Origin of the sequence: Stenotrophomonas sp. GD03680 (assembly GCF_029844625.1) — a bacterium.
Lineage (GTDB): Bacteria > Pseudomonadota > Gammaproteobacteria > Xanthomonadales > Xanthomonadaceae > Stenotrophomonas > Stenotrophomonas maltophilia_P.
This window is the reverse complement of sequence record NZ_JAOCKC010000012.1, coordinates 20,522-46,417: the sequence shown is the minus strand read 5'-3', so window position 1 is coordinate 46,417 and position 25,896 is coordinate 20,522. Positions and strand designations below refer to the sequence as shown.

The 25,896-nt window shown below is 67.2% G+C and carries 24 protein-coding genes; 21 read left to right on the top strand and 3 right to left on the bottom strand.

Annotated features, from left to right (window positions below; translation table 11 throughout):
- Window position 1: 1 nt before the first annotated feature.
- Window positions 2–733 (top strand): hypothetical protein, encoded by a 732-nt coding sequence (locus N5J29_RS13505; RefSeq protein ID WP_164150675.1) that lies wholly within the window; start codon window positions 2–4, stop codon window positions 731–733.
- Window positions 733–1,353 carry an HAD family hydrolase gene (locus tag N5J29_RS13500; RefSeq protein ID WP_164150710.1) on the top strand — a complete coding sequence of 207 codons (621 nt, stop codon included), beginning with the start codon at window positions 733–735 and terminating at the stop codon, window positions 1,351–1,353. Before N5J29_RS13505 ends, N5J29_RS13500 begins: the two co-directional genes overlap by 1 nt.
- A gap of 188 nt (window positions 1,354–1,541) precedes the next feature.
- Here N5J29_RS13500 and N5J29_RS13495 read toward each other — a convergent pair whose 3' ends face one another.
- Window positions 1,542–2,480, bottom strand: coding sequence for a carbohydrate kinase family protein (locus N5J29_RS13495; protein ID WP_128989981.1), 939 nt, complete (start codon window positions 2,478–2,480; stop codon window positions 1,542–1,544).
- A 283-nt stretch (window positions 2,481–2,763) separates the two neighbouring features.
- On the opposite strand from N5J29_RS13495, the gene N5J29_RS13490 reads away from it, so the two are divergent.
- The 9 genes from N5J29_RS13490 to N5J29_RS13450 all read left to right on the top strand — a co-directional run bounded on the left by N5J29_RS13490 (window position 2,764) and on the right by N5J29_RS13450 (window position 12,922).
- Window positions 2,764–3,810, top strand: coding sequence for a rod shape-determining protein (locus tag N5J29_RS13490; RefSeq protein WP_005411077.1), 1,047 nt, complete (start codon window positions 2,764–2,766; stop codon window positions 3,808–3,810).
- Window positions 3,811–3,931: 121 nt separating this feature from the next.
- Window positions 3,932–4,999: a rod shape-determining protein MreC gene (mreC, locus tag N5J29_RS13485; protein ID WP_164150677.1), complete on the top strand. Its 1,068-nt coding sequence runs from the start codon at window positions 3,932–3,934 to the stop codon at window positions 4,997–4,999.
- Window positions 4,996–5,481, top strand: a complete 486-nt coding sequence (gene mreD, locus N5J29_RS13480) for a rod shape-determining protein MreD (protein ID WP_053519639.1) — start codon at window positions 4,996–4,998, stop codon at window positions 5,479–5,481. The genes mreC and mreD overlap by 4 nt, the downstream gene beginning before the upstream one ends.
- Window positions 5,482–5,484: 3 nt before the next feature.
- A complete protein-coding gene (gene mrdA / locus N5J29_RS13475; protein ID WP_164150679.1) occupies window positions 5,485–7,563 on the top strand; it encodes a penicillin-binding protein 2 in 2,079 nt (692 codons plus the stop codon).
- Complete coding sequence (rodA, locus tag N5J29_RS13470) at window positions 7,560–8,672, top strand: rod shape-determining protein RodA (protein ID WP_279924446.1); 1,113 nt, start codon at window positions 7,560–7,562, stop codon at window positions 8,670–8,672. The genes mrdA and rodA overlap by 4 nt, the downstream gene beginning before the upstream one ends.
- 105 nt (window positions 8,673–8,777) lie before the next feature.
- Complete coding sequence (locus tag N5J29_RS13465; protein WP_154582383.1) at window positions 8,778–8,966, top strand: hypothetical protein; 189 nt, start codon at window positions 8,778–8,780, stop codon at window positions 8,964–8,966.
- A 235-nt stretch (window positions 8,967–9,201) separates the two neighbouring features.
- The gene (mltB, locus tag N5J29_RS13460) at window positions 9,202–10,347 is read left to right on the top strand and encodes a lytic murein transglycosylase B (RefSeq protein ID WP_065175164.1); all 1,146 of its coding nucleotides are present in this window, start codon (window positions 9,202–9,204) and stop codon (window positions 10,345–10,347) included.
- A complete protein-coding gene (locus N5J29_RS13455) occupies window positions 10,344–11,606 on the top strand; it encodes a septal ring lytic transglycosylase RlpA family protein (protein WP_164150683.1) in 1,263 nt (420 codons plus the stop codon). The genes mltB and N5J29_RS13455 overlap by 4 nt, the downstream gene beginning before the upstream one ends.
- A 98-nt stretch (window positions 11,607–11,704) precedes the next feature.
- Entirely contained in the window at window positions 11,705–12,922 is a 1,218-nt protein-coding gene (locus N5J29_RS13450) for a D-alanyl-D-alanine carboxypeptidase family protein (RefSeq protein WP_164150685.1), read from the top strand.
- A gap of 95 nt (window positions 12,923–13,017) precedes the next feature.
- On the opposite strand, the gene N5J29_RS13445 is transcribed toward N5J29_RS13450, so the two are convergent.
- A complete protein-coding gene (locus N5J29_RS13445) occupies window positions 13,018–14,076 on the bottom strand; it encodes a lipid A deacylase LpxR family protein (protein ID WP_181452106.1) in 1,059 nt (352 codons plus the stop codon).
- Between the two features lie 274 nt (window positions 14,077–14,350).
- On the opposite strand from N5J29_RS13445, the gene N5J29_RS13440 reads away from it, so the two are divergent.
- The 7 genes from N5J29_RS13440 (at window position 14,351) to gnd (ending at window position 21,772) form a co-directional block, all read left to right on the top strand.
- Window positions 14,351–14,629 carry a YbeD family protein gene (locus N5J29_RS13440; protein ID WP_053519645.1) on the top strand — a complete coding sequence of 93 codons (279 nt, stop codon included), beginning with the start codon at window positions 14,351–14,353 and terminating at the stop codon, window positions 14,627–14,629.
- Window positions 14,617–15,327: a lipoyl(octanoyl) transferase LipB gene (gene lipB / locus N5J29_RS13435; protein WP_053519632.1), complete on the top strand. Its 711-nt coding sequence runs from the start codon at window positions 14,617–14,619 to the stop codon at window positions 15,325–15,327. Before N5J29_RS13440 ends, lipB begins: the two co-directional genes overlap by 13 nt.
- An 18-nt stretch (window positions 15,328–15,345) precedes the next feature.
- Window positions 15,346–16,356, top strand: a complete 1,011-nt coding sequence (gene lipA / locus N5J29_RS13430; protein ID WP_065175161.1) for a lipoyl synthase — start codon at window positions 15,346–15,348, stop codon at window positions 16,354–16,356.
- 269 nt (window positions 16,357–16,625) lie between these two features.
- Window positions 16,626–18,803, top strand: a complete 2,178-nt coding sequence (locus N5J29_RS13425) for a carboxy terminal-processing peptidase (protein ID WP_053519630.1) — start codon at window positions 16,626–16,628, stop codon at window positions 18,801–18,803.
- A gap of 194 nt (window positions 18,804–18,997) precedes the next feature.
- Complete coding sequence (locus tag N5J29_RS13420) at window positions 18,998–19,600, top strand: DUF2242 domain-containing protein (RefSeq protein ID WP_053519316.1); 603 nt, start codon at window positions 18,998–19,000, stop codon at window positions 19,598–19,600.
- A gap of 17 nt (window positions 19,601–19,617) precedes the next feature.
- Window positions 19,618–20,856 carry a hypothetical protein gene (locus tag N5J29_RS13415; RefSeq protein WP_164150712.1) on the top strand — a complete coding sequence of 413 codons (1,239 nt, stop codon included), beginning with the start codon at window positions 19,618–19,620 and terminating at the stop codon, window positions 20,854–20,856.
- Between the two features lie 10 nt (window positions 20,857–20,866).
- A complete protein-coding gene (gene gnd / locus N5J29_RS13410; RefSeq protein ID WP_053519312.1) occupies window positions 20,867–21,772 on the top strand; it encodes a phosphogluconate dehydrogenase (NAD(+)-dependent, decarboxylating) in 906 nt (301 codons plus the stop codon).
- 56 nt (window positions 21,773–21,828) lie between these two features.
- On the opposite strand, the gene N5J29_RS13405 is transcribed toward gnd, so the two are convergent.
- Window positions 21,829–22,872 (bottom strand): oxidoreductase, encoded by a 1,044-nt coding sequence (locus N5J29_RS13405; RefSeq protein WP_128989995.1) that lies wholly within the window; start codon window positions 22,870–22,872, stop codon window positions 21,829–21,831.
- 172 nt (window positions 22,873–23,044) lie between these two features.
- On the opposite strand from N5J29_RS13405, the gene N5J29_RS13400 reads away from it, so the two are divergent.
- The 3 genes from N5J29_RS13400 to N5J29_RS13390 all read left to right on the top strand — a co-directional run bounded on the left by N5J29_RS13400 (window position 23,045) and on the right by N5J29_RS13390 (window position 25,894).
- Window positions 23,045–23,431: a BON domain-containing protein gene (locus N5J29_RS13400; protein ID WP_111186190.1), complete on the top strand. Its 387-nt coding sequence runs from the start codon at window positions 23,045–23,047 to the stop codon at window positions 23,429–23,431.
- A 208-nt stretch (window positions 23,432–23,639) separates the two neighbouring features.
- Window positions 23,640–25,457 (top strand): ATP-binding protein, encoded by a 1,818-nt coding sequence (locus tag N5J29_RS13395; protein WP_053519305.1) that lies wholly within the window; start codon window positions 23,640–23,642, stop codon window positions 25,455–25,457.
- Window positions 25,454–25,894 (top strand): response regulator, encoded by a 441-nt coding sequence (locus N5J29_RS13390; protein WP_053519303.1) that lies wholly within the window; start codon window positions 25,454–25,456, stop codon window positions 25,892–25,894. The genes N5J29_RS13395 and N5J29_RS13390 overlap by 4 nt, the downstream gene beginning before the upstream one ends.
- The last annotated feature ends 2 nt before the right edge of the window (window positions 25,895–25,896 follow it).

Sequence of the window (25,896 nt, the reverse complement as noted above, 5' to 3'; positions counted from 1 at the left end):
CATGAAACGACTGATCCTGCTCACCGCCTGCACCCTGGCCCTGGCCGCCTGCAGCAATCCCGAAGAAGAGCGCAAGGCGCAGGAAGCCGCCGCGGCCGCCGTTCAGGCGCAGAAGGAAGCCAAGGCCGAGGACGTGGCCAGGCAGTACGACATGGCCGTCGCCGCGCAGGACTGGGAGCGCGCGCGACTGCATGGCGCCGCGCTGCTGGATGAGTACAAGGACACGGCCGCCGCCGAGCGCATCGCCGCAGGCTTCGAAGAGGTCAAGGCCAAGGGCGATGCCGCGCGCGACCTGCGCCGCATGCAGGCGCTGTGGCAGTACAACCAGATACCGGTCGGCAACAAGGGCAACCAGGTGTCGGCGCAGATCTACAGCAAGGAACGGGTGGACGTGGATGGCAGCGGCGCCAAGCCGGTGCAGCTGGTGTTCCGCGATCACCCGGAGTGGAAGCGGCACGCCTACCTGGTGCTGCAGGCCGGCGATTTCCGCTGCCCGCAGTGTACGGTGAAGGTGACCGTGGACGACGGCAAGCCGGTGTCGATGGCCGCCTGGCGGCCGCAGACCGATGAGGCGATTGCGCTGTTCATCACCGATCAGAAGGCGCTGTGGAAGCTGGCGCGCAAGGGCAAGTCGATCAGCATCGAGTTCCCGGTCAAGGCCGGCGGCACCCGCACGGCGGTGTTCGAGACCGGGGGCGTGGACGCAAGCCGCATGCCGTCGTGGTGGCAGTGATGCCGGGCGCGGCCACGGCCGCGCACGCGCTGCCCGCGATCCGCCACTGGGTGTTCGACATGGACGGCACGCTGACCGTCGCCGTGCATGATTTTGCCGCGATCCGCCGCGCATTGGAGATCGCCGCCGAGGAAGACATCCTCGACCATATCGCGGCGCTGCCTGACGCATCGGCTCAGGCCAAGCGTGAGTGGTTGCTGGACCACGAGCGCGGGCTGGCCGAGGAGGCGTTGCCGGCACCGGGCGCGGTGAAGCTGCTGCGCGCGCTGGCGGCGGCTGGCTGCCGGCTGGGCATCCTGACCCGCAACGACCATGCGCTGGCGAAGCTGACGCTGGAGGCGATCGGGGTCGGGGAACTGTTCGACGATGCCGACATCATCGGCCGCGAAGAAGCGGTGCCCAAGCCCTCGCCGGATGGCCTGCAGCAGCACCTGCGGCGTTGGGGCATTGCCGCCGCGCAGGCGGTGATGGTGGGTGACCACGCCTATGATCTGGACTGCGGCCGTGCCGCCGGCACCCATACCGTGCTGGTCAACCTGCCTGACAACCCGTGGCCGGGCCGCGCGGATTGGCACTTCGCCGATTGCCGCGCCCTGTTGGCAGCGTGGCAGGGCGCATGACCGTGTAGAGCCGAGCCCACGCTCGGCTGCTCTGCGGTCAGATCGCGCTGGCGCGCGCAGGCCGAGCATGGGCTCGGCTCTACAGACAGCAGGCAACGTGTCGGTCGGAAGTTCCGGTGGTGCCGGCCGCTGGCCGGCAGTGTCGACTCAGGTCGACACCCACCGAGCAGATGCGCGGGCAGTTCGGCTTACGCGTTCAGCGCGTAGCCAAACTGCTGCTTGAACTGCTCGTTGAACTCATCGAAGGTGAAGCGCTGGTTCTGGGTGCCCGGGTGCTCGACCTTCAGTGCGCCCATCAGGTTGCCCATGCGGCCGATGGTCAGCCAGTCGTAGCCTTTCTGGATGCCGTAGATCAGGCCGGCGCGGAAGGCATCGCCGCAGCCGGTTGGATCGACCACACGGCGCTCGTGCGCCGGCGGGATGTCGTAGCTCTTGTCCGGCGTGTGGATGACCGCGCCCTTCGGGCCGCGGGTGGTGATGTAGGCCTGCACGCGGCTGACGATTTCCTTCTCGTCCCAGCCGGTGCGTTCCTGCAGCAGGTTCGACTCGTAGTCGTTGACCACCACGTAGTCGGCCTGCTCGATGAACTGGCGCAGCTCCGGTCCGTTGAACAGCGGCATGGCCTGGCCCGGGTCGAAGATGAACGGGATGCCGTCCTCGTGGAACTCCAGCGCGTTCTGGATCATGCCTTCGCGGCCGTCCGGGCCGACCAGGCCCAGGGTCACGCCCGGCACGCCACGCACGTGGTTCTCGTAGGAGCGCATCATCGCGCCCGGGTGGAAGGCGGTGATCTGGTTGTTGTCGTGGTCGGTGGTGATGAAGGCCTGCGGGGTGAACAGCTCATCGATCACGCGCACGCGCGACAGGTCGATGCCCAGGCCATCGAAGTACTCGCGGTACGGGCCGAAGTCCGAGCCGACCGTGCCCATCGGGATCGGGTGGCCGCCCAGTAGATGCAGGTTGTAGGCGATGTTGCCGGCGCAGCCGCCGAACTCGCGGCGCATCCGCGGGACCAGGAACGACACGTTCAGGATGTGCACCTTGTCCGGCAGGATGTGATTCTTGAACTGGTCCGGAAACACCATGATGGTGTCGAAGGCAAGAGAACCACAGATCAGAGCGGACATCGATGTAAGCCTATGCGGTGAATTTTGGGGTGGGCCTGCCCGCTTCGACGGGCAAGCAAACGGCGCCCTTGGGCGCCCGACGGCGCAAAGGTTACCCGCTGGTGCCGCTCAGGGCCAGAAGCGGGTGATGCCGGATCAGGCCCAAAGCCTGTGAAGACGCGGGTTCAGCTGGATTTTTCCTTGCTCGGCGGCAGGCGGGTTGCTAGGCTTGTCGGCCTCGATTTCTGCCCATTTTTTCGCCATCCCGCGGCGGGCACGACACCCCTCAGGACTCCTTCCTCAGATGTTCAAGAAACTCCGTGGCATGTTCTCCAATGACCTGTCCATCGACCTGGGCACGGCCAACACCCTCATCTACGTGCGCGGGCAGGGGATCGTGCTGAATGAGCCTTCGGTCGTGGCCGTGCGCCAGGACCGTGCCATCGGTGGCACCCGCTCGGTGGCAGCCGTCGGTGCCGAGGCCAAGCAGATGCTGGGCCGTACCCCGGGCCACATCACCACCATCCGCCCGATGAAGGATGGCGTCATCGCCGACTTCACCTATACCGAGGCGATGCTCAAGCACTTCATCAAGAAGGTGCACAAGTCCCGCGTGCTGCGCCCGAGTCCGCGCGTGCTGGTCTGTGTGCCGGCCGGCTCGACCCAGGTCGAGCGTCGTGCGATCAAGGAATCGGCCGAGGAAGCCGGTGCCCGCGACGTGTACCTGATCGAAGAGCCGATGGCCGCTGCGATCGGCGCCGGCATGCCGGTCACCGAAGCCCGTGGCTCGATGGTCATCGATATCGGCGGTGGCACCACCGAAGTGGCGGTCATCTCCCTCAACGGCATCGTCTATTCGGCCTCCGTCCGCATCGGTGGCGACCGCTTCGACGAGTCGATCACCAACTACGTGCGCCGCAACCACGGCATGCTGATCGGTGAAGCCACGGCCGAGCGCATCAAGGTGGAGCTGGGCTGTGCCTACCCGCAGGCAGAGGTGCAGGAGCTGGAGATTTCCGGCCGCAACCTCGCCGAGGGCGTGCCGAAGATGATCAAGATCAGCTCCAACGAAGTGCTCGAAGCCCTGCACGAACCCCTGTCGGGCATCGTCAGCGCGGTCAAGCTGGCCCTGGAGCAGACGCCGCCGGAACTGTGCGCCGACGTCGCCGAGCGCGGCATCGTGCTGACCGGTGGTGGCGCCCTGCTGCGCGACCTGGATCGCCTGATCTCCGAGGAGACCGGCCTGCACGTGCAGGTGGCCGACGATCCGCTGACCTGCGTGGCCCGCGGCGGTGGTCGTGCGCTGGAGCTGGTCGACATGCACGGCAACGAGTTCTTTGCGCCGGAATAAGCCGTCCCGGCCGTTCCTGCCCGCAGCGCCCCTCCGGGGTGCGGCCCGTCGCGTTGGCGGGCCGGCACCGGCGGGGCGTCCGCGTGTTTCCCCTCCGCCTTCTGCCAGTTGAATCATTGCCGTGCCGCCCTACGCCGGTCCTCCCGTTGCTTCCCGATCCGGTGATGCCGCCAGCCCGCTGCGGCTGCTGGCCTATCTCGCGCTGGCCATCACCCTGATCGTCCTCGACGACCAGGCCGGCTGGCTGGCGCGCCTGCGTGAACAGGCCAACACCCTGGTGCAGCCGGTCTGGGCCCTGGCAGGCCTGCCGGGCAAGCTGGGCAGCCAGGTCAAGGACAACGCGGCCAGCCACAGCCAGCTGGTCAGCGAGAACCGCGAGCTGCGCAACCAGCTGCTGCTGGCCAACGCCCGCCTGACCCGTCTGCAGACCGCTGCGCTGGACAATGCCCAGCTGCGCGAACTGTTGAACGTGGCCGAGCGCAGCGGACTGGACGTGCAGTTGGCGCCGATCCTCGATATCGACCTGGATCCGGTGAAACAGCGTCTGGTACTCGATGCAGGCAGCCGCGAGGGAGTGCATGTCGGCCAGGCGGTGATCGACGCCGGTGGGCTGATGGGCCAGGTGATCAGCGTTACCGGCGGCACCTCCACCGTGCTGCTGCTGACCGACCCCGACCATGCCGTGCCGGTGACCGTGGCCCGCAACGGTGTCCGCCTGATCGTCTACGGTCGCGGCGATACGCTGGAACTGCGCGACATCCCGCTCAGTGCCGGGGTGGAAGTGGGCGATGAGATCGTCACCTCCGGTCTCGGTGGCCGTTTCCCGGCCGGTTTCCCGGTCGGCACCATCACCGCGCTGCGCCCGGATGACACCCATGCCTTCCTGGTCGGTGAGCTGAAGCCGGCCGCACAGCTCGACCGCGGCCGCGATGTGCTGCTGCTGCGCCCGGGCGCAGCGATCCGCATCCCGCCGGAAGTACGCCTGCAGCTGGAGGACACCGCGCCGGGCGGGCCAGCCAATGCGGCTACCGTGCCGGTCCCGGCACTTCCGGCAGCAGCACCGTCAGCAGCACCGGCAGACACCCGCGCAGGGCAGCCGTCGGCGCCGGCCGTCACTCCGGCGTCTTCGACCGCCCCGGATCCGCAGCCGGCAACCGGACCGGCCGCCGCCGCAGAGGTCCAGCGATGAGCCGCCTGCGCGACAATCCCTGGGTGCTGCCGGCCAGCCTGGTGGTGGCCCTGCTGCTGGGCCTGCTGCCGTTGCCGGCTCTGCTGCAGCCGCTGCGCCCGTACTGGCTGGCGCTGGTGCTGGCGTACTGGGTGATCGAAACGCCCGAGCGCGTTGGTCTCGGCATCGCATTCGCCAGTGGCGTTGTCGCCGACCTGCTGTATGGCGGGGTGCTGGGTGAACAAGCGCTGCGCCTGGTGATGCTGGCCTTCATCCTGCAGCGCTTCCGCGCCCGCATCCGCTTCTTCCCGATGTCCCAGCAGATGCTCGCCATTGGTGGCCTGCTGTTCAACGACCGCATCGTCAGCGCGCTGGTGCACATCGTGGTGGATGAGCCGACGCTGCCGTGGTCGTACTGGTGGGCGCCGCTGCTGGGCATGGGCCTGTGGCCGCTGGTATTCGTGCTGCTGGACGCGGTGCGTTTCGGCAAACGCGGGCGTTGAGCCATGATTCCGCGCCGCCAGGTCAAGAACCCGCACGCCGAAGCCGAGCAGTTCCGCCGTCGTGCGGCGCTGGGTTTCCTGGGGGTGCTGGTCTGCCTGCTTGGGCTGGGGGGCTGGTACTTCAAGCTGCAGGTGCTGGACCACGACATCTACGCCACCCGTTCGGAAGCCAACCGCATCAAGCCGCGGCCGGTGGTGCCGGGGCGCGGCATGATCTACGACCGCAACGGCCGCCTGCTGGCCGAGAACGTGCCGGCTTTCCGCCTGGACGTGACCCCGGACAAGGTCAAGGACATGGATGCCACGCTGGAAGGACTGGCAAAGATCATCGAGATCAGTCCGGAAGAGCTGGAGGCGTTCAACAAGTCGCGCAAGGCGCGCCGGAAGTTCCTGCCGGTCACGCTCAAGCTGCGCATGACCGACGATGAGATGGCACGCTTCGCCGTCGATCGCTGGCGCTTCCCGGGTGTCGAGCTGGAGCCCTACCTGACCCGTCGTTATCCGTACGGCGATCTGTTCGCGCATATCATCGGCTACGTCGGTCGTGTCGATGACAAGGATCTGGAGATCCTTGGCGAGGGCAATGCCGCGTTGACCCACATCGGCAAGTCGGGCCTGGAGCGCTATTACGAGCAGCAGCTGCGCGGCAAGGTCGGTTACGAGCAGGTGGAGACCAACGTGCAGGGCCGTGCGATCCGCACCATCGGCCGCGTTGCCGCGCAGTCCGGTGTCGACCTGCGCCTGTCGATCGACGCCGACCTGCAGCGGGCGATGGTTGCCGCCTTCGGCGACCAGGAAGGCTCGGCGGTCGCGATGGACCCGCGCACGGGCGAGGTCCTGGCGATGGTCAGCCTGCCGTCGTACGACCCGAACCTGTTCGTCAACGGCATCTCCCACGCCGATTTCAAAGCGTTGAACGACAATCCATCGCGCCCGCAGTTCAACCGCCTTGTACTGGGCGGCGTGGCCCCCGGCTCGACGCTCAAGCCGCTGATCGCACTGGCCGGTCTGGACGCCGGTGTGCGCCGCCCGGAAGACAAGATCCTGTCCACCGGCATGTTCTACCTGCCCGGCACCAGCCGCGGCTGGGGCGATGCCAACCGTGGCGGCCATGGCTGGACCGACCTGCGCAAGTCGATCTCAAATTCGGTCAATACCTATTACTACCGGCTGGCGCTGGACCTGAGCATCGAGCGTTTCGACCATTACATGGACTATTACGGTTTCGGCCAGCCGACCGGCATCGACCTGACCGGCGAGATCGGCGGCATCCTGCCGTCACCGGCGTACAAGCGGAAGACCCGCAAGGAAGCGTGGTACCCCGGCGATACGGTCAACATCAGCATCGGCCAGGGCGACTGGAAGGTCACCCCGCTGCAGCTGGCGCGGGGCGTCAGCGGTCTGGCCAGCGGGCAGCTGCGCACGCCGCACCTGGTCATCCAGCAGCGCGAAGGGTTCGACAGCGAGTGGACCGGGGTGCCGGCACGCGACAGCAAGCCGGTCAGCCCCAATCCGAACAACGTGCAGGCCGTGCGCGAAGGCATGATGGCGACCATGCAGCCCGGCGGCAGCGGCTGGCGGGTGGCGGTCGGGGCGCCGTACGTGATGGCCGGCAAGACCGGCACCGCGCAGGTGGTCAGCCGCCGTGGCACGGCAGCGGTGAATCCCAAGAGCCTGCCGATGCACCTGCGCCACCGTGCGCTGTTCGTTGGCTTCGCGCCGGCTGATCAGCCGGTGATCGCATTGGCGATCGCGGTGGAAGGCGGCGGTTACGGCGGCTCGGCAGCTGCGCCGATCGCACGCAAGGTGTTCGATGCCTGGCTGCTGGGCAAGATGCCCGATGGCATCCAGCCGCTGGACAGTGAACGCGGCACCACCGCCATCGGTGCGACCGCTTTCGACAACGAGGACGTGGGCGCCCGCCAGGCGGGGGATGCTGCCGCCGCACAGGTCGGTGAGCATCCGGTGCTGATCGGCGCTGCGGTCCCGCAGCCCCAGCCGCAGCCGGGAACACCCGCTGCGCCGGCACCGGCACTGCCTGCCGCGCCGCGTCCACCGGCGGCTGCGGAGGCGACGCGATGAAGGCCTTCCTGCGATGGGCCGGGGACATGCTGCGGCGCTTCTTCAGCACGCTGGACTGGGTGCTGTGCCTTGCCCTGGGCGCGCTGATGATGATCGGCCTGGCCACGCTGAAGAGTGCAGGCGGCGACAGCCTGGTAATGGCGCAGGGCGCCCGCTTCGCCGTGGGCATGGCCGCGCTGTGGGCCATCTCGCGGGTACCGATCCTGCGCATCCGTTCGGCGACGCCGATGATCTACGCGATCTCGATGATCCCGTTGCTGGCGGTGTTCGTGCTCGGTACCGGCAAATACGGCCGGCAGTGGCTGGACCTGAAGTTCTTCTACCTGCAGCCGGCTGAACTGCTGAAGGTGAGCCTGCCGATGATGGTGGCCTGGTACCTCCACCGGGTGCTCTTGCCACCACGCATCAATACGGTGCTGGTGTCGCTGGTCATCATCGGCGTGCCGACCGGTCTGGTGATGCTGCAGCCGGACTTCGGCACGGGCGTGCTGATCGCCGCCAGCGGCGTGTTCGTGCTGCTGCTGGCCGGGTTGCCATGGTGGTGGGTGGGGCTGGGCGTGGGCGGCGTGGCCGCGGTTGCGCCGCTGGCCTGGTTCTGGCTGCTGCGGCCCTACCAGAAGGACCGCATCATGATGTTCCTCGACCCGGAAATGGATGCGCTGGGCGCGGGCTGGAACATCATCCAGTCGAAGATCGCGATCGGTTCCGGCGGGTTCGACGGCAAGGGCTGGGGCGAAGGCTCGCAGTCGCACCTGAACTTCATTCCCGAGCAGACCACCGACTTTGCATTCTCGGTGTTGAGCGAGGAATTCGGCTGGATCGGCGTGGCCGTCGTGCTGGCGCTGTACCTGGTGGTGATCGGGCGCTGCCTGTGGATTGCCAGCCAGTCGCGCGACTCCTATTCGCGGCTGCTGGCCGGTGCCACCGGCCTGGCGTTCTTCGTCTACGTGCTGGTCAATGGCGGAATGATCTCGGGTCTGTTGCCGGTGGTGGGCGTACCGATGCCGTTGATCAGCTATGGCGGTACGTCGGCCGTCTCGCTGCTGGCCGGCTTCGGGCTGGTGATGGCGGTGCGCAGCCACAATCCCGTGCACGGCGGCTACGGCTAGCACCTCCGGGAGCGCGCGGCCGACGCGGGTTGCTGCACCTCTGCGGTTTCGGGCAAGGCCGGGGCCGTCCAACGCTTGCGCAACGCCCTTCATGGAAGCGTTCCCATGACGACGCGCAACAGCAGGTCCGCTGACCAAAGCCCTAAAAAAACGTTATCTAGTTCACACTTTTACGCTGCGTTGATTTTGATCAATGGACTTGTCGCAATCGGCCTGCACAATGGCGGCCCGTTCGGCACGGCGCGCCGTCTATCGTTGCAGCGCGAGGGGGCGTCGGGCGGGAAGCAGTACTGATCCAACGGATACAGGGCGCGCGGGGTACTGCCACTGGGGAGCGGCAGCCGCGCGCGTATCGACCGGATCCGGTCGCCGGTTGCGTCTGCGGGGATGGGGACGCAACCGGCAACCTCTCAACTGAATACGATGGATCGCTCACATCGTTTTCACAATTTCGACTGCTTGCAAGCAAATCGTTGTGATTCATGGTGTTAGGGGTTTTAATTCATCCATGACCTGCTAACCTGCGACGATGATTCGACGCACTCTGGCCTGCATGCTTACCCTCGGCCTGGTCGCCTGCGCGACCCAGCCGACATCTCCACCGTCTTCACCGCAGGCCAGCAGTACGCCGCGCCATCCGGCCACCAAGCCCAAGGGACCGGCCGAGGCCGCGCCGGAAGCCACCGCCGCCACCGCGCCGCCGGTCGATCTCACGCCGGTTCCGTTCGAGACTGCGCGCGCCACCTTCATCGCCGATACCGCCAAGCGTTACGGACTCCAGCCCGACGAGATCCGGCGCGTGCTCGACCAGGCGCAGGTGCGCCAGCCGATCATCGCCGCGATGTCGCGCCCTGCCGAACGGGTCAAACCCTGGAACGAATACCGGCCGATGTTCATCAGCAAGGCGCGCATCGAGGGGGGCCGTGCCTTCCTGGCCGAACACCGCGCCGAGCTGGATCGCGTGCAGCAGCGCACCGGTGTTCCGGCCGAGGTGATCGTGGCGATCATCGGCGTGGAGACCAGCTATGGCAGGAATGCCGGCAACCACCGCGTGCTCGATGCGCTGTACACGCTGGCCTTCTACTACCCGCGCAGCGGCGATCCGGAGAAGCTGGAACGCGAGGTGCGCCGCGAGCTGTTCTTCCGTGATGAACTGGCCAAGCTGTTTGAACTGGGCCGCGAGGAGAAACTCGACATCACCACGCTCAAGGGCAGCTATGCCGGTGCGATGGGCATGGGCCAGTTCATGCCGTCCAGCTACCTGGACTATGCCGTGGATGGCAACGGCGACGGTCGCCGTGACCTGTTCAACAGCTACGACGACGTGTTTTCCTCCATTGCCAACTACTTCGTGAAGAAGGGAGGCTGGGTCCGGGGCGGGCAGGTGGCCGTGCCGGCGACACTCGCTCCGGGGCGCGAGGAATTCAATCCGACCGAGTGGGCACCGACCTGGTCGCTGGCCGATCTGGCCCAGCGTGGCTATCAGCCTGCCGCACCGGTACAGCCGGGTGCGACGGCCACTCCGGTCACGCTCGAGGGCAGCACCGGCAAGCAGTACTGGCTGGGCTTCCAGAACTACTACGCGATCACCCGCTACAACCTCTCGAAGATGTATGCGATGGCCGTGTTCCAGTTGTCGCAGGCCATCGCCGGACAGGAGCTGCCCCCGGCATGAACATCAGATGGCTGGTCCCTGGATTGATCGTCCTCGCGCTGGCCGCCTGCAGCAGCGCGCCGAAGAAGCCGGCCACCGCCGGCCATGGTGGAACGCCTTCCGGTACGGTGGTGCAGGGCAGGGGCACGCGCCCGGCGCATTGTCCGGAGGGATCGCCCTATGCGGCGGCCAAGGAAGACCCGAACACGCGGGGCAACTACACCGCCGGCGGCCTGTACCGGCCGGGCGTGAAAGACAGCACGCCGACCTACATTCCGAACGTGGCCTGCATTCCCGAGCCGGAAGTGACGGCTGAAACACGTTCGGCCATCGGCAACAAGTCGCCGTACGTGGTGCTGGGCAAGTCGTACAAGGTGCTCGACGATACCCGCGATTATGTCGAGCGCGGTACGGCGTCGTACTACGGCGCCAAATTCCATGGCCGCCTGACCTCGAACCGGGAGGTCTACGACATGTACCAGTTCACCGCTGCGCACAAGACGCTGCCGCTGCCCAGCTTCGCCCGCGTGACCAATCTGGACAACGGCGAGTCGGTGATCGTGCGGGTCAATGACCGGGGCCCGTTCCACGATGGCCGCGTGGTCGATCTGAGCTATGCCGCTGCGGTACGCCTGGGCATCACCCAGCGCGGAACCGGCAATGTGGAGGTGCGCGCGCTGCAGCCGGGTGAGGGCAATCTGCTGGCGCAGAAGCCGTCGCGCCGCGAGCGCCGGGCGGCCGAAGCCGCCGCCGCTGCCGGTGCGGCGACGACGATGGCGAGCACTGTCGCCACGCGCCCGACGGCCGACAGCGACATCGACCGCCTGGTCAAACGCCTGCCTGCCGATGCGGTGCCGACGCGGGGCCAGCCGGCCACCACGCAGGCGGTGGCCAGCACGCCGCCGGACGTGGCGGTCAGCAGCCTGCCGCCGAGTGCAGTGGGCGTCCGCACTGCGGCACCTGCCGCTGCGCCGGCGAGAGTCGCCGCCACGGCGCCGCGCGCTTCCGCGGCACCGGCCAGCAGCCCCACGCTGTCGCAGCAGGTGGTGGGTGCGGTGATGGTGCAGGTGGCCAGCTTCTCCAACCGTGACAATGCCAATCGTGCGATGGGCCAGCTCAATGCGGCCGGCATCGTCGGCGCGACCATCAGCGACATCGCCGCCGGTGGCCGCACGCTCTTCCGTCTGCGCGTACCCGCCAGCGACCATGCCAGTGCCGCGGAACTTGTCGGCCGCATCGCCGGTCTGGGCCTTGGATCGCCGCAGATCGTCAAGGATTGATCCCGCCCGGGTCGGTGCTGCCGGCCCGGGCCCCCCCGGCCTACAATGGCCATTCTGTTCCCCCTCCATTCCCGGCCGTCCCTGGAGCCCGCTGTCCAATGAATTTCCGTTCCGCCGCCACCGCCCTGGCCGCCACCCTGGTGGTGGGCCTGGCTTCTGCCCAGACGCCGCTGCCGACCCCGGCCGCACCCGCACCTGCCGCCGCTGCGGCTCCGGCCACCGTGGCCACGCCACCGGCCCCGGTGCCGAGCGTGTCCAAGGCCTGGATCCTGATGGACTACGCCACCGGCCAGGTGCTGGCGGGCGAGAACGTCCATGAGCAGCTGGCGCCGGCCAGCATCACCAAGGTGATGACGTCCTACGTGATCGCCGCAGAGGTCAAGAACGGCAAGGTCCGTGCGGATGACCAGGTGATGATGAGCGAGCGCGCCTGGCGCGAAGGCGGTGCGGGTACCGACGGCAGCTACAGCGGCTTCCCGGTGAACCAAACCGCGCGCCTGGAAGACATGGAAAAGGGCATGGCCATCCAGTCCGGCAACGATGCCGCCATCGCCCTGGCCGAGCACGTGGCGGGCAGCGAGGAAGCCTTCGCCTCGCTGATGAACAGCTACGCCGCCAAGATCGGCATGAAGAACTCGCACTTCGTCAACGCCCACGGCCTGACCGCCGCGGGCCACCACAGCACCGCCTATGACCTGGCGCTGCTGGGCCGGGCGATGGTGCGTGATTACCCGGAAACCTACGCGTACAACAAGATCAAGGAATTCCAGGTCGGCAACATCAAGCAGCCCAACCGCAACCTGCTGTTGTGGCGCGACGGCAGTGTCGATGGCATCAAGACCGGGCACACTTCCGAGGCGGGCTACTGCCTGATGAGTTCGGCGCAGCGCGGCGACCAGCGCCTGATCGCGGTGGTGCTGGGTGGCGCCTCCGAGAAGCAGCGCGCCGATGACAGCCTGGCGCTGTTGAACTGGGGCTTCCGCTTCTTCGAAACGCACCGCCTGTATGAGCCGGGCAAGGCCGTCGCCGAGCACAAGGTGTGGAAGGGCACCAGTGACAAGGTGCAGCTGGGCGTGGCGCAGCCGATGCTGGTCAGCGTGCCGCGTGGCCGCTACAACGATCTGAAGCCGAGCATCGATGTGCCCAAGACCCTGGAAGCGCCGTTCACGGCCGGCCAGCAGATCGGCACGGTGAAGGTGAGCCTGGATGGCAAGGTGGTGGCCGAAGCGCCGCTGGTGGCGGTGGCTGCCGTCGAGCAGGCCGGCTTCTTCAAGCGCCTGTGGGACAGCTTCTGGATGTGGTGGGAATCGGAATGATGCGCAGCGCCGTGCGCTGACATGAAAAGGAAAAGGCCGGCGCATGCCGGCCTTTTCCGTTGCAGCCAATGTGCGGACCAGATGTCCGCACTGTTCTAGAGCGAACGGCTGATGGTGAAGCTGCCGAACACCGGTGCCTCGCGCTGGCCGTTGAACTCGCGGGTGCTGTGGTAGCGCGCCGCCGCGAACTTCCAGCGACCGCGCATCACCGCGATTCCGTAGCCGCCGTAGGCCACGATGTGGCGCTTGTCGACGCTGTGGCTGTTGCGGAAGGTGTTGCCATCCAGGGTGATGTCGCGGATCACCCAGGCAGCATCGCTGGTGGCGAACAGGTGCCATGACCAGCCGCTCGGCCTGCCACTGCGGGTCGGCGCGGTGTTCTCGCCGGCAGGACGCAGCGGCGTGCTGCCGAAGTCATCCGGCAGCTTCCAGCCGAAGCGCACCTCGCCACCGATGTTGGCCTTGGTCGCCAGGTTGCCGACCGAGCCGCCGTAGTGGCTGATCGCGTCCCAGCCCCAGCCGCCCGCGTTGACGCTGGCATCGCCCGGCCAACGACGCATCCGCTCATGGGTCAGCATCACCAGCGGCTCGTTGTGCAGCTGGTTGTCCCAGCCCTGGAATTTCTCGTCGCCCAGCACCTCATGCACAGCGTTCTGCACCTGCTTGCCCTGGGCCCACGGACCGACAACGCCCAGCGTCAGCTGGGTGGTCTGCAGCCGATCACCACTGCGCGCGTTGTAGCCGAAGCTGGCGATCAGCACGCCCGCGTAGGGGCGGTCATCCTTGATCAGGTCCTTCCGGGTGAAGTCGGTCGGGGTGAAGATGCCCTGGGCGATGCTGAAGATCATGTTCTGCTGTTCGAACCGGCCCGGGTGCAGGCGCTCCAGATAGCCGTTGACCCAGCGCGCCAGGCGCGGCAGGCAGGGATCGTCGGTGTAATCGACGAGGTTCGGTGATACGAAGGTCAGTTCGGCGCCGTTGGTATACCCCTGGTCCTGGTGGCGGCCGCCGAACAGGTCGTTGTCAACGCGGAAATTGATCTGCGGCGGGTGCTCACGCATGGCATCGGGGCCGCATTGTTCGGCGGCCTGCGCGGCAAGGGGGAGGGCGGCGGCCAGGAGGCCGGACAGCCCGAGGGCTGCGACGCTACGCATGGATGGAATGCTCATGGGGAAAGGGGTGGTCGTCTGTCGTTATATGCAACGACACGGTACCCCGGCCCGCGTGACGGTACGAGCGCGTCCCGGTCACTTGTCTGTTCCGAAAACGACATTGTCTCGTGACGACAACCGGCGCCGGGGCGTGCCGCGCCCCCGCGCAGCAGGAAGCTGAATGGGAATTCAGGTGCAACGCAGCGGCCTGCCGGTGTCCGTGTTGACCTGGATGAATACTCTTGGGTTTGTTGCCCTGCGGCCCGATAATGGGTCCATGGAAATCAAGTCCGACAACCCCGACCACGGCTTCCAGTTCCCCGGCCAGTTCGAGCTCAGCGCCATGGGCCCGGCCAACCGCGGCCTGGAGCATGAGCTTCCCCGACTGCTGCAGGCCGAAGGCCTGGACGTCGTGAACGAGCGCATCAGCTGGAAGCATTCGTCCAATGGCAAGTACGTGTCGGTCCGGCTGGTGTTCAAGGCCGAGACCCGCGAACAGTACGACGCCGCCCATCGGGCGCTGCGCGATCACCCGGAAGTGAAGTGGACGCTGTAGCCGACAGCTGCCCGGCCGACGCCGCTCCGGAAAACCGCCCGCCGCGTCCGGCGCTGGTGCGCGACCTTGGCCGCCAGGCCTATGAGCCGGTCTGGCGGGCGATGCAGCGCTTCACCGATCAGCGCGCTGACGAGACGACCGACGAGCTGTGGGTGGTGGAGCATGATCCGGTGTTCACCCTCGGCCAGGCCGGCAAGGACGAGCATGTGCTGGCCCCGGGGGCGATCCCGGTGCTGCACGTGGACCGCGGCGGCCAGGTCACCTACCACGGGCCGGGCCAGATCGTGATCTACCCGCTGCTGCGCCTGCCGCGCCTGGGCATCGGCGTGCGCGACTACGTGTGCCGCATCGAGCAGGCCATCATCGATACGTTGGCCGAATGGAACATCGGTGCCGAACGCCGCGAAGGTGCCCCGGGCGTCTACGTTGGCAATGCCAAGATTGCCGCGCTGGGCATCCGCGTGCGCCGTGGCTGCACCTTCCATGGCCTGGCCTTCAACGTGGCCATGGACCTGGAACCCTTCCACCGCATCAACCCCTGTGGTTATCAGGGGCTGCAGGTGACCTCGGTGGTAGACTTGGGCGGGCCGTCCGGGATGGATGCCGTCAAGACGGTGCTGCTGGAACAGCTGGCCCGCCAGTTCGGCCTGCGGCTGCAGCACGTGCCCGAACTGCCTGATCTCTCTGCGGCCGCGTGACCGCTCCCCGGAACTGCCATGACTGAAACCACTGCCCGCACCATTCCCCTGCAGATCGTGCAGGGCGACATTCCGACCGCCGCACCGTTGCAGGCCGGCGTCAAGCAGCTGGGCGGGGACAAGATCAACCGTTCGCCGGTTCAGTTCGCCGATGCACCGGTGCTGCGCAAGCCCTCCTGGATCCGCGTGCGCATTCCCTCGGGCAATGCGGTCCAGAACCTGAAGGCCAAGCTGCGCGAGAACCGCCTGGTGACGGTCTGCGAGGAAGCCAGCTGCCCGAACATCCATGAGTGCTTCGGCCACGGTACGGCGACCTTCATGATCCTGGGCGAGGTCTGCACCCGCCGCTGCTCGTTCTGCGACGTCGCCCACGGCCGGCCCAAGCCGCCGGATGCCAACGAACCGGCCAGCCTCGGCCAGACGGTGGCCGACATGGGCCTGAAGTATGTGGTGGTGACCAGTGTCGACCGCGATGACCTGCGCGACGGCGGTGCCCAGCACTTCGTCGACTGCATCACCGCCATCCGTGAGAAGTCGCCGGGTACCCGCATCGAAGTGCTGACCCCGGACTTCCGCGGCAAGGGCCGCATGGAGCGCGCGCTGGACATCCTCGCGCAGAACCCGCCGGACGTGTTCAACCACAACATCGAGACCGTGCCGGACCTGTACCGCAACGTGCGCCCGGGCGCGGACTACCAGTGGTCGCTGACGCTGCTGAAGAACTTCAAGGCCCAGCACCCGCAGGTGCCGACCAAGAGCGGCATCATGCTGGGTCTGGGCGAGGACTTCGAGCAGATCAAGGCGACGATGCGTGACCTGCGTGCCCACGACGTGGACATGATCACCATCGGCCAGTACCTGCAGCCGACCGCGCACCACCACCCGGTGCTGAAGTACTGGACGCCCGAGGATTACAAGGCGCTGGAAGACTACGGCTATGAGCTGGGCTTCAGCCACGTCGCCTCCGGCCCCATGGTGCGCTCTTCGTACCACGCCGACGTGCAGGCCAAGGGCGCCGGAGTTTCCTGACCGGTAGCGCCGGGCCATGCCCGGCGGTTCTTTCCCGCTGCGCTCGCCGGGCATGGCCCGGCGCTACCGATGGGCGTGCCTACCACCGTGGTGGGCGCGGACCGTTGGTCCGCACGCCTTCGCCTGCATTCACAATTTGCTACACCGGCCCCGCTAGGCTGGTTTTCCACCGGATGTGGACGGGTGACAAACCCGGCAACTTTCGGCACTGTCGTGATGTCTGAACACCACGCAGTCTCCCCCTTGGCAAGGCGCCTTCGAGCACGTTCATGAAATTCAAAGCCCCCGCATTCCTGATGGCCCTGGCGCTGGTAGCGCCGCTGGCGCTGTCGGCCAAGGCCGATTCGCCGGCGCTGCCGGCTGCGGCGACCGCCGATCAGGTGACCACCTCCAAGCTGGTGTACGGCCTGTTGTCCGACAGCCGGTACGCCTACCGTCCGCGTGCGCTCGATGAAGCCACTTCCAAGGATGTGTTCAAGCGTTACCTGGAGACCCTGGACGGCGGCAAGCAGTACTTCACCCAGGCCGATGTGGCGCGCTTCGCACCCTTCGAGGCGAACATCGCCAATGCCATCCGTGGCGGTGAACTTGAGCCGGCCTTCCAGGTCTTCGCGGTGTACAAGCAGCGCGTAGGCGAGCGCGTGGCCTACGCACGCAAGCTGCTCAGGCAGGAGCCGGACTTCACCACCGACGAGCGCTTTGAGTACGACCGCAAGAAGGTGCCGTGGGCGGCCAGCAATGCCGAGCTGGATGAACTGTGGCGCAAGTCGGTCAAGAATGACTGGCTGCGCCTGAAGCTGGCCGGCAAGAAGCCGGACGACATCCGCAAGACGCTCGACAAGCGCTACGCGACGCTGGAGAAGTCGGTCAACGAGCTGAAGGGCGAGGATGTCTTCCAGTTCTTCCTCAACGCCTACACCAGTGCGGTCGATCCGCACACCGACTACTTCACTCCGCGTACCGCCGAGAACTTCAACCAGGCGATGTCGCTGTCGCTGGAAGGCATCGGTGCGCAGCTGCAGCGGCAGGACGACATGGTGGTGATCCGCGAGATCATCGCCGGCGGACCGGCCTCCGTGGATGGCACCCTGAAGCCGGGTGACCGCATCGTCGGCGTCGGCCAGGGCAAGTCCGGCGTGGTCGAGGATGTGATCGGCTGGCGCATCGACGACGTCGTGGCCAAGATCCGCGGTGCCAAGGATACCCAGGTCAAGCTGGAGTTCATCCCGGCCGAGGAGGGCGCCGATGGCAAGCATCACACCCTGGTCCTGACCCGGCAGAAGGTGCGCCTGGCCGAGCAGGCCGCCAAGGGTGAAACCATGACCATTCCGGCCGCCAATGGCGAGCCGGCGCGGAAGATCGGTGTGATCAAGCTGCCGACCTTCTACCAGGACTTCGAGGGCCGCCGCCGCAATGCCGCCGATTATGCGTCGGCCACCCGCGATGTGGCCAAGCTGCTGGCGGGCTTCAAGAACGACAAGCTCGACGGCGTCGTGCTGGACCTGCGCAACAACGGTGGTGGCTCGCTGGACGAGGCGATCGAACTGACCGGGCTGTTCATCGAACAGGGCCCCGTGGTGCAGGTGCGTGAATCGGGCGGCCGCATCACCGTCAACAGCGACCGCAATCAGGGCGTGGCGTGGGACGGCCCGCTGGCCGTGCTGGTCAACCGTGGTTCGGCCTCGGCGTCGGAAATCTTCGCCGGTGCCATCCAGGACTACGGCCGCGGCCTGGTGATCGGCGAGACCACCTTCGGCAAGGGCACCGTGCAGAACATCGTCGACCTTGATCGCTGGCCGAGCGGCGAAACGCAGCGCTTCGGCCAGGTCAAGCTGACCATCGCCCAGTTCTTCCGCATCAGCGGCAGCAGCACCCAGCACAAGGGCGTGGTGCCGGACCTGGCGTTCCCCGCCAGCGTCGATGCCACCGAGTTCGGCGAAAGCACCTACGACAATGCCCTGCCGTGGACCCGCATCGCCGCGGTGCCGCATACGCAGTACGGGAACTTCGCGCCGCTGCTGCCGAAGCTGGAAACCCGCCACGAGGCACGCATCGCCACCGACAAGGAATTCGTGTGGTGGAACGAGGATGTCGAGCAGTTCCGTGCCGAAGCGGCGAAGAAGTATGTCTCGCTCAATGAAGCGACGCGTCGTGCCGAGCGGGAACGCCAGGACACCCAGCGCAAGGAGCGCCAGATCATGCGCAAGGAGCTGGGCCTGGCCCTGGATCCGCTGGCCGATGACAGCAGCGATGACGGCCTGACCGGCAACGAGCGCGATATCGTCAAGGATGCCGCCCGTGAGAAGGCCGCCGAGAAGCGACCGGACCCGCTGCTGCGTGAATCCGCTGCGATCCTGGCCGATGCGGTGAATCTGCTGGCCAATGATCGCCCGCTGTCGGCGCAGGTGCTGCCGCAGTCCACCGGGGCCGGTCGCTGGGCCGACTGAGCCACGCGTGACATGAAGTACCCCACGGGGCCGGCAATGCCGGCCCCGTCTGCGTTGACGGGCAGCGCCGGGTCATGCCCGGCGCTGCCGGTGCATGAACCGGGAGCAACAGCGTGTGCCGCCAGCGGTGCTGTCGACCTGCCGCACACGGGGGCGGGACTACCCTGGCAGCTACCTTTCTCGCAGGAGTTCCCATGCGGGTCTCCCCTCTGTGCAGCGTTGCCGTCGGTATTGCCAGTGCCCTGATCCTGTCGGCCTGCGGTGGCCGCGCCGCCGACAGCACCGTGCTGCGCGAGTCCTTCGATTCCGGCGACACCTTCTCCCGGACGGTCGACAGCCGCCCGGCCGATGCCTGTGAAGCGGCGCGACGGGCCCTGCTCAGCCAGGGCTATGCGATCGCCCGCGTCGATGACGCGCAGGTGGAGGGGAGCAAGAACTTCCAGCCCCGCGAGGACGATCACGAGCAACTGGTACTCCGCATCTCCTGCGCGCCGCGTGGCAGCCAGTCGCTGGTGTTCGTCAGCGCGGTGCAGGACCGCTATGCGTTGAAGAAGAGCCCGACCTCGGCCAGCGTGGGCGTGGGCGCGCTGGGTTCGGTGTCGCTGCCGTTCGGCAGCAATGACGATTCCCTGGTGAAGGTCGCCAGCAGCACCATCACCGATGCCGACTTCTACCGCCGGTTCTTCCAGCGCCTGCAGCAGTACCTGCCGGCCGCCCCCGGTGAGGCGCCGCCGGTTCCGGAACGGTTGCCCGCTCCCCCCGTATCGGAGCCGGCGGCGGCGACGGATCAGGGTTGAGCGTGCGGCGTGGGCTGATGGTCATGGCCCTGCTGCTGGCTTCGCCGGCAGGCAGCGCGGCGGCGGCCGCGGACTGCACGCAGGGCCTGCTGCAGCGGCTGGGCTGGCGGTTTGAAGTGGCTGCGGTCAGTGCGCCGCAGATCCAGGGTGGCCCGGTGTGCACCCGGGCATCGCTGGCCGAGGCGCAGGCCGCAGGTGATCTGCGTGTGCGATGGCCGCAGACGCTGGATGGGGCGCTGCGCGAGGCGCTGCTGCAGCAGCTGCTGGAGGATCCTGCCACGGTCTGTGCCTATGCCTTCGAACTGGGCGCGGCGACCCGGCGGGCCGCCACGTCGCTGCAGGGCAACCCGCAGTTCCGCTTCTCCGGCGCACAGCTGGGCTGGATCGGCTTCGGGATGCAGGGCGCACGGGCGCAGGGGTGGCAACGCGTGCGCAGCTTCGGCCGCGGCTACGTTCCCGTGGATGGCAACAGCCGCGCGCTGCAGGCGTTCTACGGCGGTGCGGTGCGTGCCGAATGCGGTGTCGGCCGCCAGGTCGCGCAGCTGGCAACGCAGCGTGAGCTGTATGGCGATGCTGCGTTCGACGCGGAGTTCACCGCAGGCGAACTGTCGATCGGCACCTTCATCGCGCTGCACGGCACCGACAGTGTCCTGCTCGGTGCGCATGCGGGCGACTTCCTTGCCGACGGCAAAGCCGTGCGCACCTCGGCGAGGGGACGTCAGGCCTTCGCGGGCCTGCCCGGCTTCATCGAACACGTGTACGACAAGAGCACGCTGGACGATCTGAGCAACCAGGCCGAGAACTTCGTCGTTGTCGACGTCGGGCCGGATGCGGCACAGGCGCTTGCCCGCCACGGAGGCCTGGCCTGGTACGACCAGCGCAACGCCGAGCTGTGGCAACTGGCGCAGGGGCTGCCGCGGGTGGGGCGGCGCTATTTCGAGCGGCTCCTGTTCGAACGCGACCCCGGACTGCGGGCGCGCCTTCCAGCGCGCTACCACGCCCGCCTGGCACGCATGGACCAGGTGCTGGACGATCCGTTCTACCAGCAGTTCGTGATCTACGTGCATCCGCGCGGTATACGTCCTATCGGCTACCACATCGCCCGGCTGCTCGACCGCAATCCACGAACGCCGTTTTCGATCGACCTGGCGGTGCACAATCTGCATACCACGCTCTACCGGCGTTGGCGCGAGGCGCAGCTGCGCCACTGTGCGTCAACCGGCAGGCCAGGCAGCCTGACCCTAGACCCCAACTGAAGGTGAAACAATGGATATTGCAATGATCGGCCTTGGCCGCATGGGCGCCAACATGGCCCAGCGCCTGCATCGCGGCGGCCACCGCGTGGTCGGCTACGACCCGGGCGAAGGCGCCCGCCAGCGCGCCGCGGAGGCCGGCATCGAAGTAGTCGATTCGCTGGCCGCCGCGGTCGCCGCGCTGCCGGTGCCGCGCGTGCTGTGGTTGATGGTGCCGGCGGGCGAAACGGTCGACCAGACGCTCGGCCAGCTGACCCCGCACCTGGCCGAGGGTGACATCGTCATTGACGGCGGAAACTCCAATTACCAGGACTCGATCCGCCGCGCCAAGGCGCTGGCCGAGGACGACCTGGGCTACGTCGACTGCGGCACCAGCGGCGGCATCTGGGGCCTGCAGGAGGGCTACAGCCTGATGGTCGGCGGTGAGGCGAAGGTGGTGGAGCAGGTTGCGCCGCTGCTGCGCACACTGGCGCCGGCGGAGGATCGGGGTTGGGCACGCGTCGGTCCTCCCGGTGCGGGCCATTTCACCAAGATGGTCCACAACGGCATCGAGTACGGAATGATGCAGGCCTACGCCGAAGGCTTCGCACTGATGGAACGCAAGCAGGACATGGAGCTGGACCTGGCGCAGGTTGCCGAGGTCTGGCGCCATGGCAGCGTGGTGCGTTCGTGGTTGCTGGACCTGAGTGCCGAGGCGCTCAAGCGCAATCCGTCGCTGGATGGCATCGCCCCCTACGTGGAGGATTCCGGTGAAGGCCGCTGGACCGTGGCCGAAGCGATCGCGCTGGATGTGCCGGCGCCGGTGATCACGCTCTCGCTGCTGGAACGCCTGCGGTCGCGCGAGTCGAATTCGTTCACTGACCGCCTGCTGGCGGCGATGCGCAACGAGTTCGGTGGGCATGCGATCAAGAAGTCGTAAGCGCCAGGAACGGAGCCCTTCGGCGCTGCCGTGGGGTTCCGGGCCGCGGACCGCGATCAGTTCAGTGCGATGCGCCGGGCCTCGTAAGCGCTGTCCCTGCCAGCCTGCAGCAAGCGCATTACCTGCAGCGCCTGCAATGGGCTGACCGTGGGTTCACCGTCACCCTGCATCGCCGCAGCGAACTGGGCATACAGGCGGCGATAGTCGCCCGGCAGGTTGTCGACCGTGCTGCGTTGCACGTTGTCCTCGGCATCGCAGTACACCCGCTCGCCGTGACGCGGGTCGATGCCCCAGCCCGGCGCGCCCGGCGCAACGCCGCGGCGCAGCTGTGCTTCCTGTACGTCCAGGCCCTGCTTGATCCAGCTGGCGCGGCTGCCGTGCACGGCGAACCGGGGCGTCGGTGCCGCCACCAGCGAACCGGCATGGAGGATCGCGCGGTGCCTCGGGTAATGCAGCACCGCATGGAAGTAATCGATGCCGCTGCCGCCTTCGCGCTGCACCGCCAGGTCCGCGTCGATCGCCTGCGGCCAGCCGAACAGCACCAGCATCTGATCCAGCAGATGCGGTGCAAGGTCATACCACAGGCCACTGCCAGGCCCCTCCTGCTCCCGCCAGCGCTCGCGCACGTGCGGGCGGTAGCGATCGAAATGCGCATGGCATTCGGCGACTTCGCCGAGCGCACCTTCGGCCAGCAAGGCCTGCAACGTCAGGAAATCGGCGTCGAAACGGCGATTCTGGAACACCGTGACGATGCGGTCTGCATCGCGCGCCGCCGCCAGCACGGCTTCGGCTTCGGCCACGTCCAGTGCGAAGGGTTTGTCCACCAGCACATGCTTGCCTGCGGCCAGCGCTGCCATCGCCAATGGTGCGTGCTGGTCATTCGGCGTGGCAATCACCACCGCGTCCACCGCCGGATCGTCGAATACGTCCTGGGGTGCCGCGCGCACGTGTACATCGCTGAACGTGCGCAGCAGCAGGTCGCGCTGCGAACTGACCACGCTGTGCAGGGTCAGTCCCGGGGTGTGCTGGATCAGCGGCGCGTGGAAAACGCGGCCGGCAAGGCCGTACCCGATCAGGGCCAGTTGCAGGTCAGGGCGCATGGCAGTGCTCCGCGCAGATCAGGCATGCAGGGTAAACGACGGGGGCCAGGATCCAAAGCTGAACGGTTGCGTTGAAAACCGGCGCGATTCACGGCGGCGTGACCGTAGCGCCACGCCTGCTGCACGGCGCTGCGGCCACACTGGCCCCACATTCCGCAGGAGGTAACACACGATGAACAACCCGACCCGTACGCTGATTGCTTCGGCCCTCACCCTGGGCCTGGCGCTGTCCTCCTCGGCTGCATTCGCCAAGGATCCGTCAGCCAAGAGTCCGCCTGCCACCGACCATTCGGCGATGACCCACGCTGATCGCCACGACTCCAACGAGCCGGTGACCGACACCTGGATCACCACCAAGGTGAAGGCCGACCTGCTGGCCAGCAGCAATGTGCCGGGCACCGAGGTCAAGGTGGAAACCGTGAATGGCGTCGTCAGCCTCAGCGGCACGGTGGCGACCCAGGCCGAGCATGACAAGGCCGTCACTACGGCCAAGGGCATCAAGGGCGTCACCCGCGTTGATGCCAGCGCGCTGAAGGTCAACGCGGCGGCCAAGCGCTGATCCCGTGCGCCGCCCCGCCGGGGCGCCGCAGTACAGCTGCATGACGGTGGAGCCGGGCCAGCCCCGGCTCCACCCATGATGTTTTCTGGAGCGTTCAGCTGCCAAGGCCAGACGTTCCAGAGGTGTGACCGCCTGCGCTATATTGCCGGTTCCGCCGCAGCTGGGCCTGTCCGGGCCCATCCCTCTGCGGCCGTGCTGATGAGGAACTATGGCGCTGGTGTTCAGTGACGACATCTGGGATCGCTGGCGATTGCCGGCCTTGGCGCTGGCCGCCGCCGCGATCATCGTCGTGCCGTGGTTGACCCAGCGCAAGCTTCAGCGTGAGAACGAAGAAGCCATGGCCTGGGTGACGCATACGCAGGCGGTTGGCGTGGCGCTCCAACAGTTGCAGGCCGATGTGCGCGATGTCGAGTCGGCGGCGTTGACGCTGTCCAAGGGCGTGGACGCGCCCGGTCTGCGCGAGCGCATGGCCAAGGCCAACGAGATTCCCGGCCGACTCGCAGAGCTGGGCCGGATGACACGCGATAATCCTGAGCAGCTGATCCGCATCGGTCGCATCGAGTCCATGCTGGAAGGGCGGCTGGCGGTGGCGCGCGCGCTGGCCAAGGCCGAACCGAACAGTGACCAGCGCGCGCTGGTACAGGACCTGAGCACCCGTTACCCGATCCGCAGCGTGGTTGAAGAGCTGCAGAACAGCGAGCAGGCGCTGCTGGCCGAGCGGGCCGAACAGGCTGCGCGGCAGCGCAGGCAGACCGAATTCGTCTCGTGGAGCTCGCTGGTGGTACAGCTGGCGCTGCTCGGCCTGGTGCTCTGGCTGCTGCAGCGGCAGATCGGTCGCCGCCTGCAGGCCGAACGGCAGTCGCTGCGCTCGGCCGCGCGCGCTGCCTCAGTACTGCAGACCGTGCGTGAGCCGATCGTGCTGCTCGACCGCGAGCTGCGCGTGCAGCTGCACAATCCGGCCTTTGCCGAGTTGTACGGCCTGCAGGACGAACGTGCCGATGGCCTGTTGCTGGATGACGTCGGCGACGGCGCCTGGCGGGACGCCGTCGTGCGCCAGCGCCTGGTCGATGTGCTGCTGCGCGGGCGCGAGCTGTGGGACTTCGAGCACGAACAGCGCACCTCCGAGGGCGTGGTGCGCTACATGCTGCTCAACGCGCGGCGCATGCCGCTGCCGGATACCGACGATGAAGTGGTGTTGCTGACCGTCAGCGATGTCACCGTGCAGCGCGCCGTGCAGTCGCGTGTGGAGGAACTGAACCGCCAGCTGGAAGGCAAGGTGGCGCAGGTCTCGGAGGTCAATCGCGAGCTGGAAGCATTCAGCTATTCGGTGTCGCATGACCTGCGCGCGCCGCTGCGCCACGTTGCCGGCTTCTCCGACAAGCTGTCGCGCCACCTGGGCGAGAGCGCCGACGAGAAGAGCCTGCATTACCTTGGGGTGATCTCCAGCTCGGCGCGGCGCATGGCGACGCTGATCGACGATCTGCTGGTCTATTCGCGGCTGGGGCGCGCAGCGATGCGCCAGCAGGCAGTGGACATGCAGTCGCTGGTGTCCGATACCCGCGCGATGCTCGATTCCAACCTGCAGGCCGAGGCTGAAAGCAGTGGCCAGGTCCATCACGTCGAATGGAACATCGCACCGCTGCCGATCGTGGTGGCCGATGAGAACATGATGCGCCAGGTGTGGCTGAACCTGCTCGGCAACGCGGTCAAGTATTCCAGCAACCGCGAACCGGCGAAGATCCGCGTGGATTACCAGCCGCAGCCTGATGGCGGCCATCAGTTCACGGTCAGCGACAATGGTGCAGGCTTTGACATGGCCTATGCCGGAAAGCTGTTCGGCGTGTTCCAGCGCCTGCACAAGGCCAGTGATTACCCCGGTACCGGCATCGGCCTGGCCAGCGTACGCCGCGTGCTGACCCGTCATGGAGGCCGGGTCTGGGCCGAAGCCGAGCCGGACGCCGGCGCAACCTTCCACTTCTACCTGCCTCCCGCGCTCGACGCGGACAAACAAGGTCCCTCCGCATGACGACTCTGCGCACCATCCTTCTTGCCGAAGACAGCCCGGCCGATGCCGAGATGGCGATCGACGCCCTGCAGGAAGCCCGCCTGGCCAATCCCATCGTGCACGTCGAGGACGGCGTGGAGGTCATGGACTACCTGCTGCGGCGCGGTACCTTCGCCAGCCGCGAGGAGGGCCTGCCGGCGGTGCTGCTGCTGGACATCAAGATGCCGCGCATGGACGGCCTGGAAGTGCTGCGGCAGATCCGTGAGCACGAGGAGCTCAAGCGCCTTCCCGTGGTGATCCTGTCGTCCTCGCGCGAAGAGAGCGATCTGGCCCGCAGCTGGGACATGGGCGTGAACGCCTACGTGGTCAAGCCGGTGGACGTGGACCAGTTCTTCGGTGCCGTGCAGACCCTGGGCAAGTTCTGGGCACTGATCAACCAGGCACCGGAACTCGAGTAAGC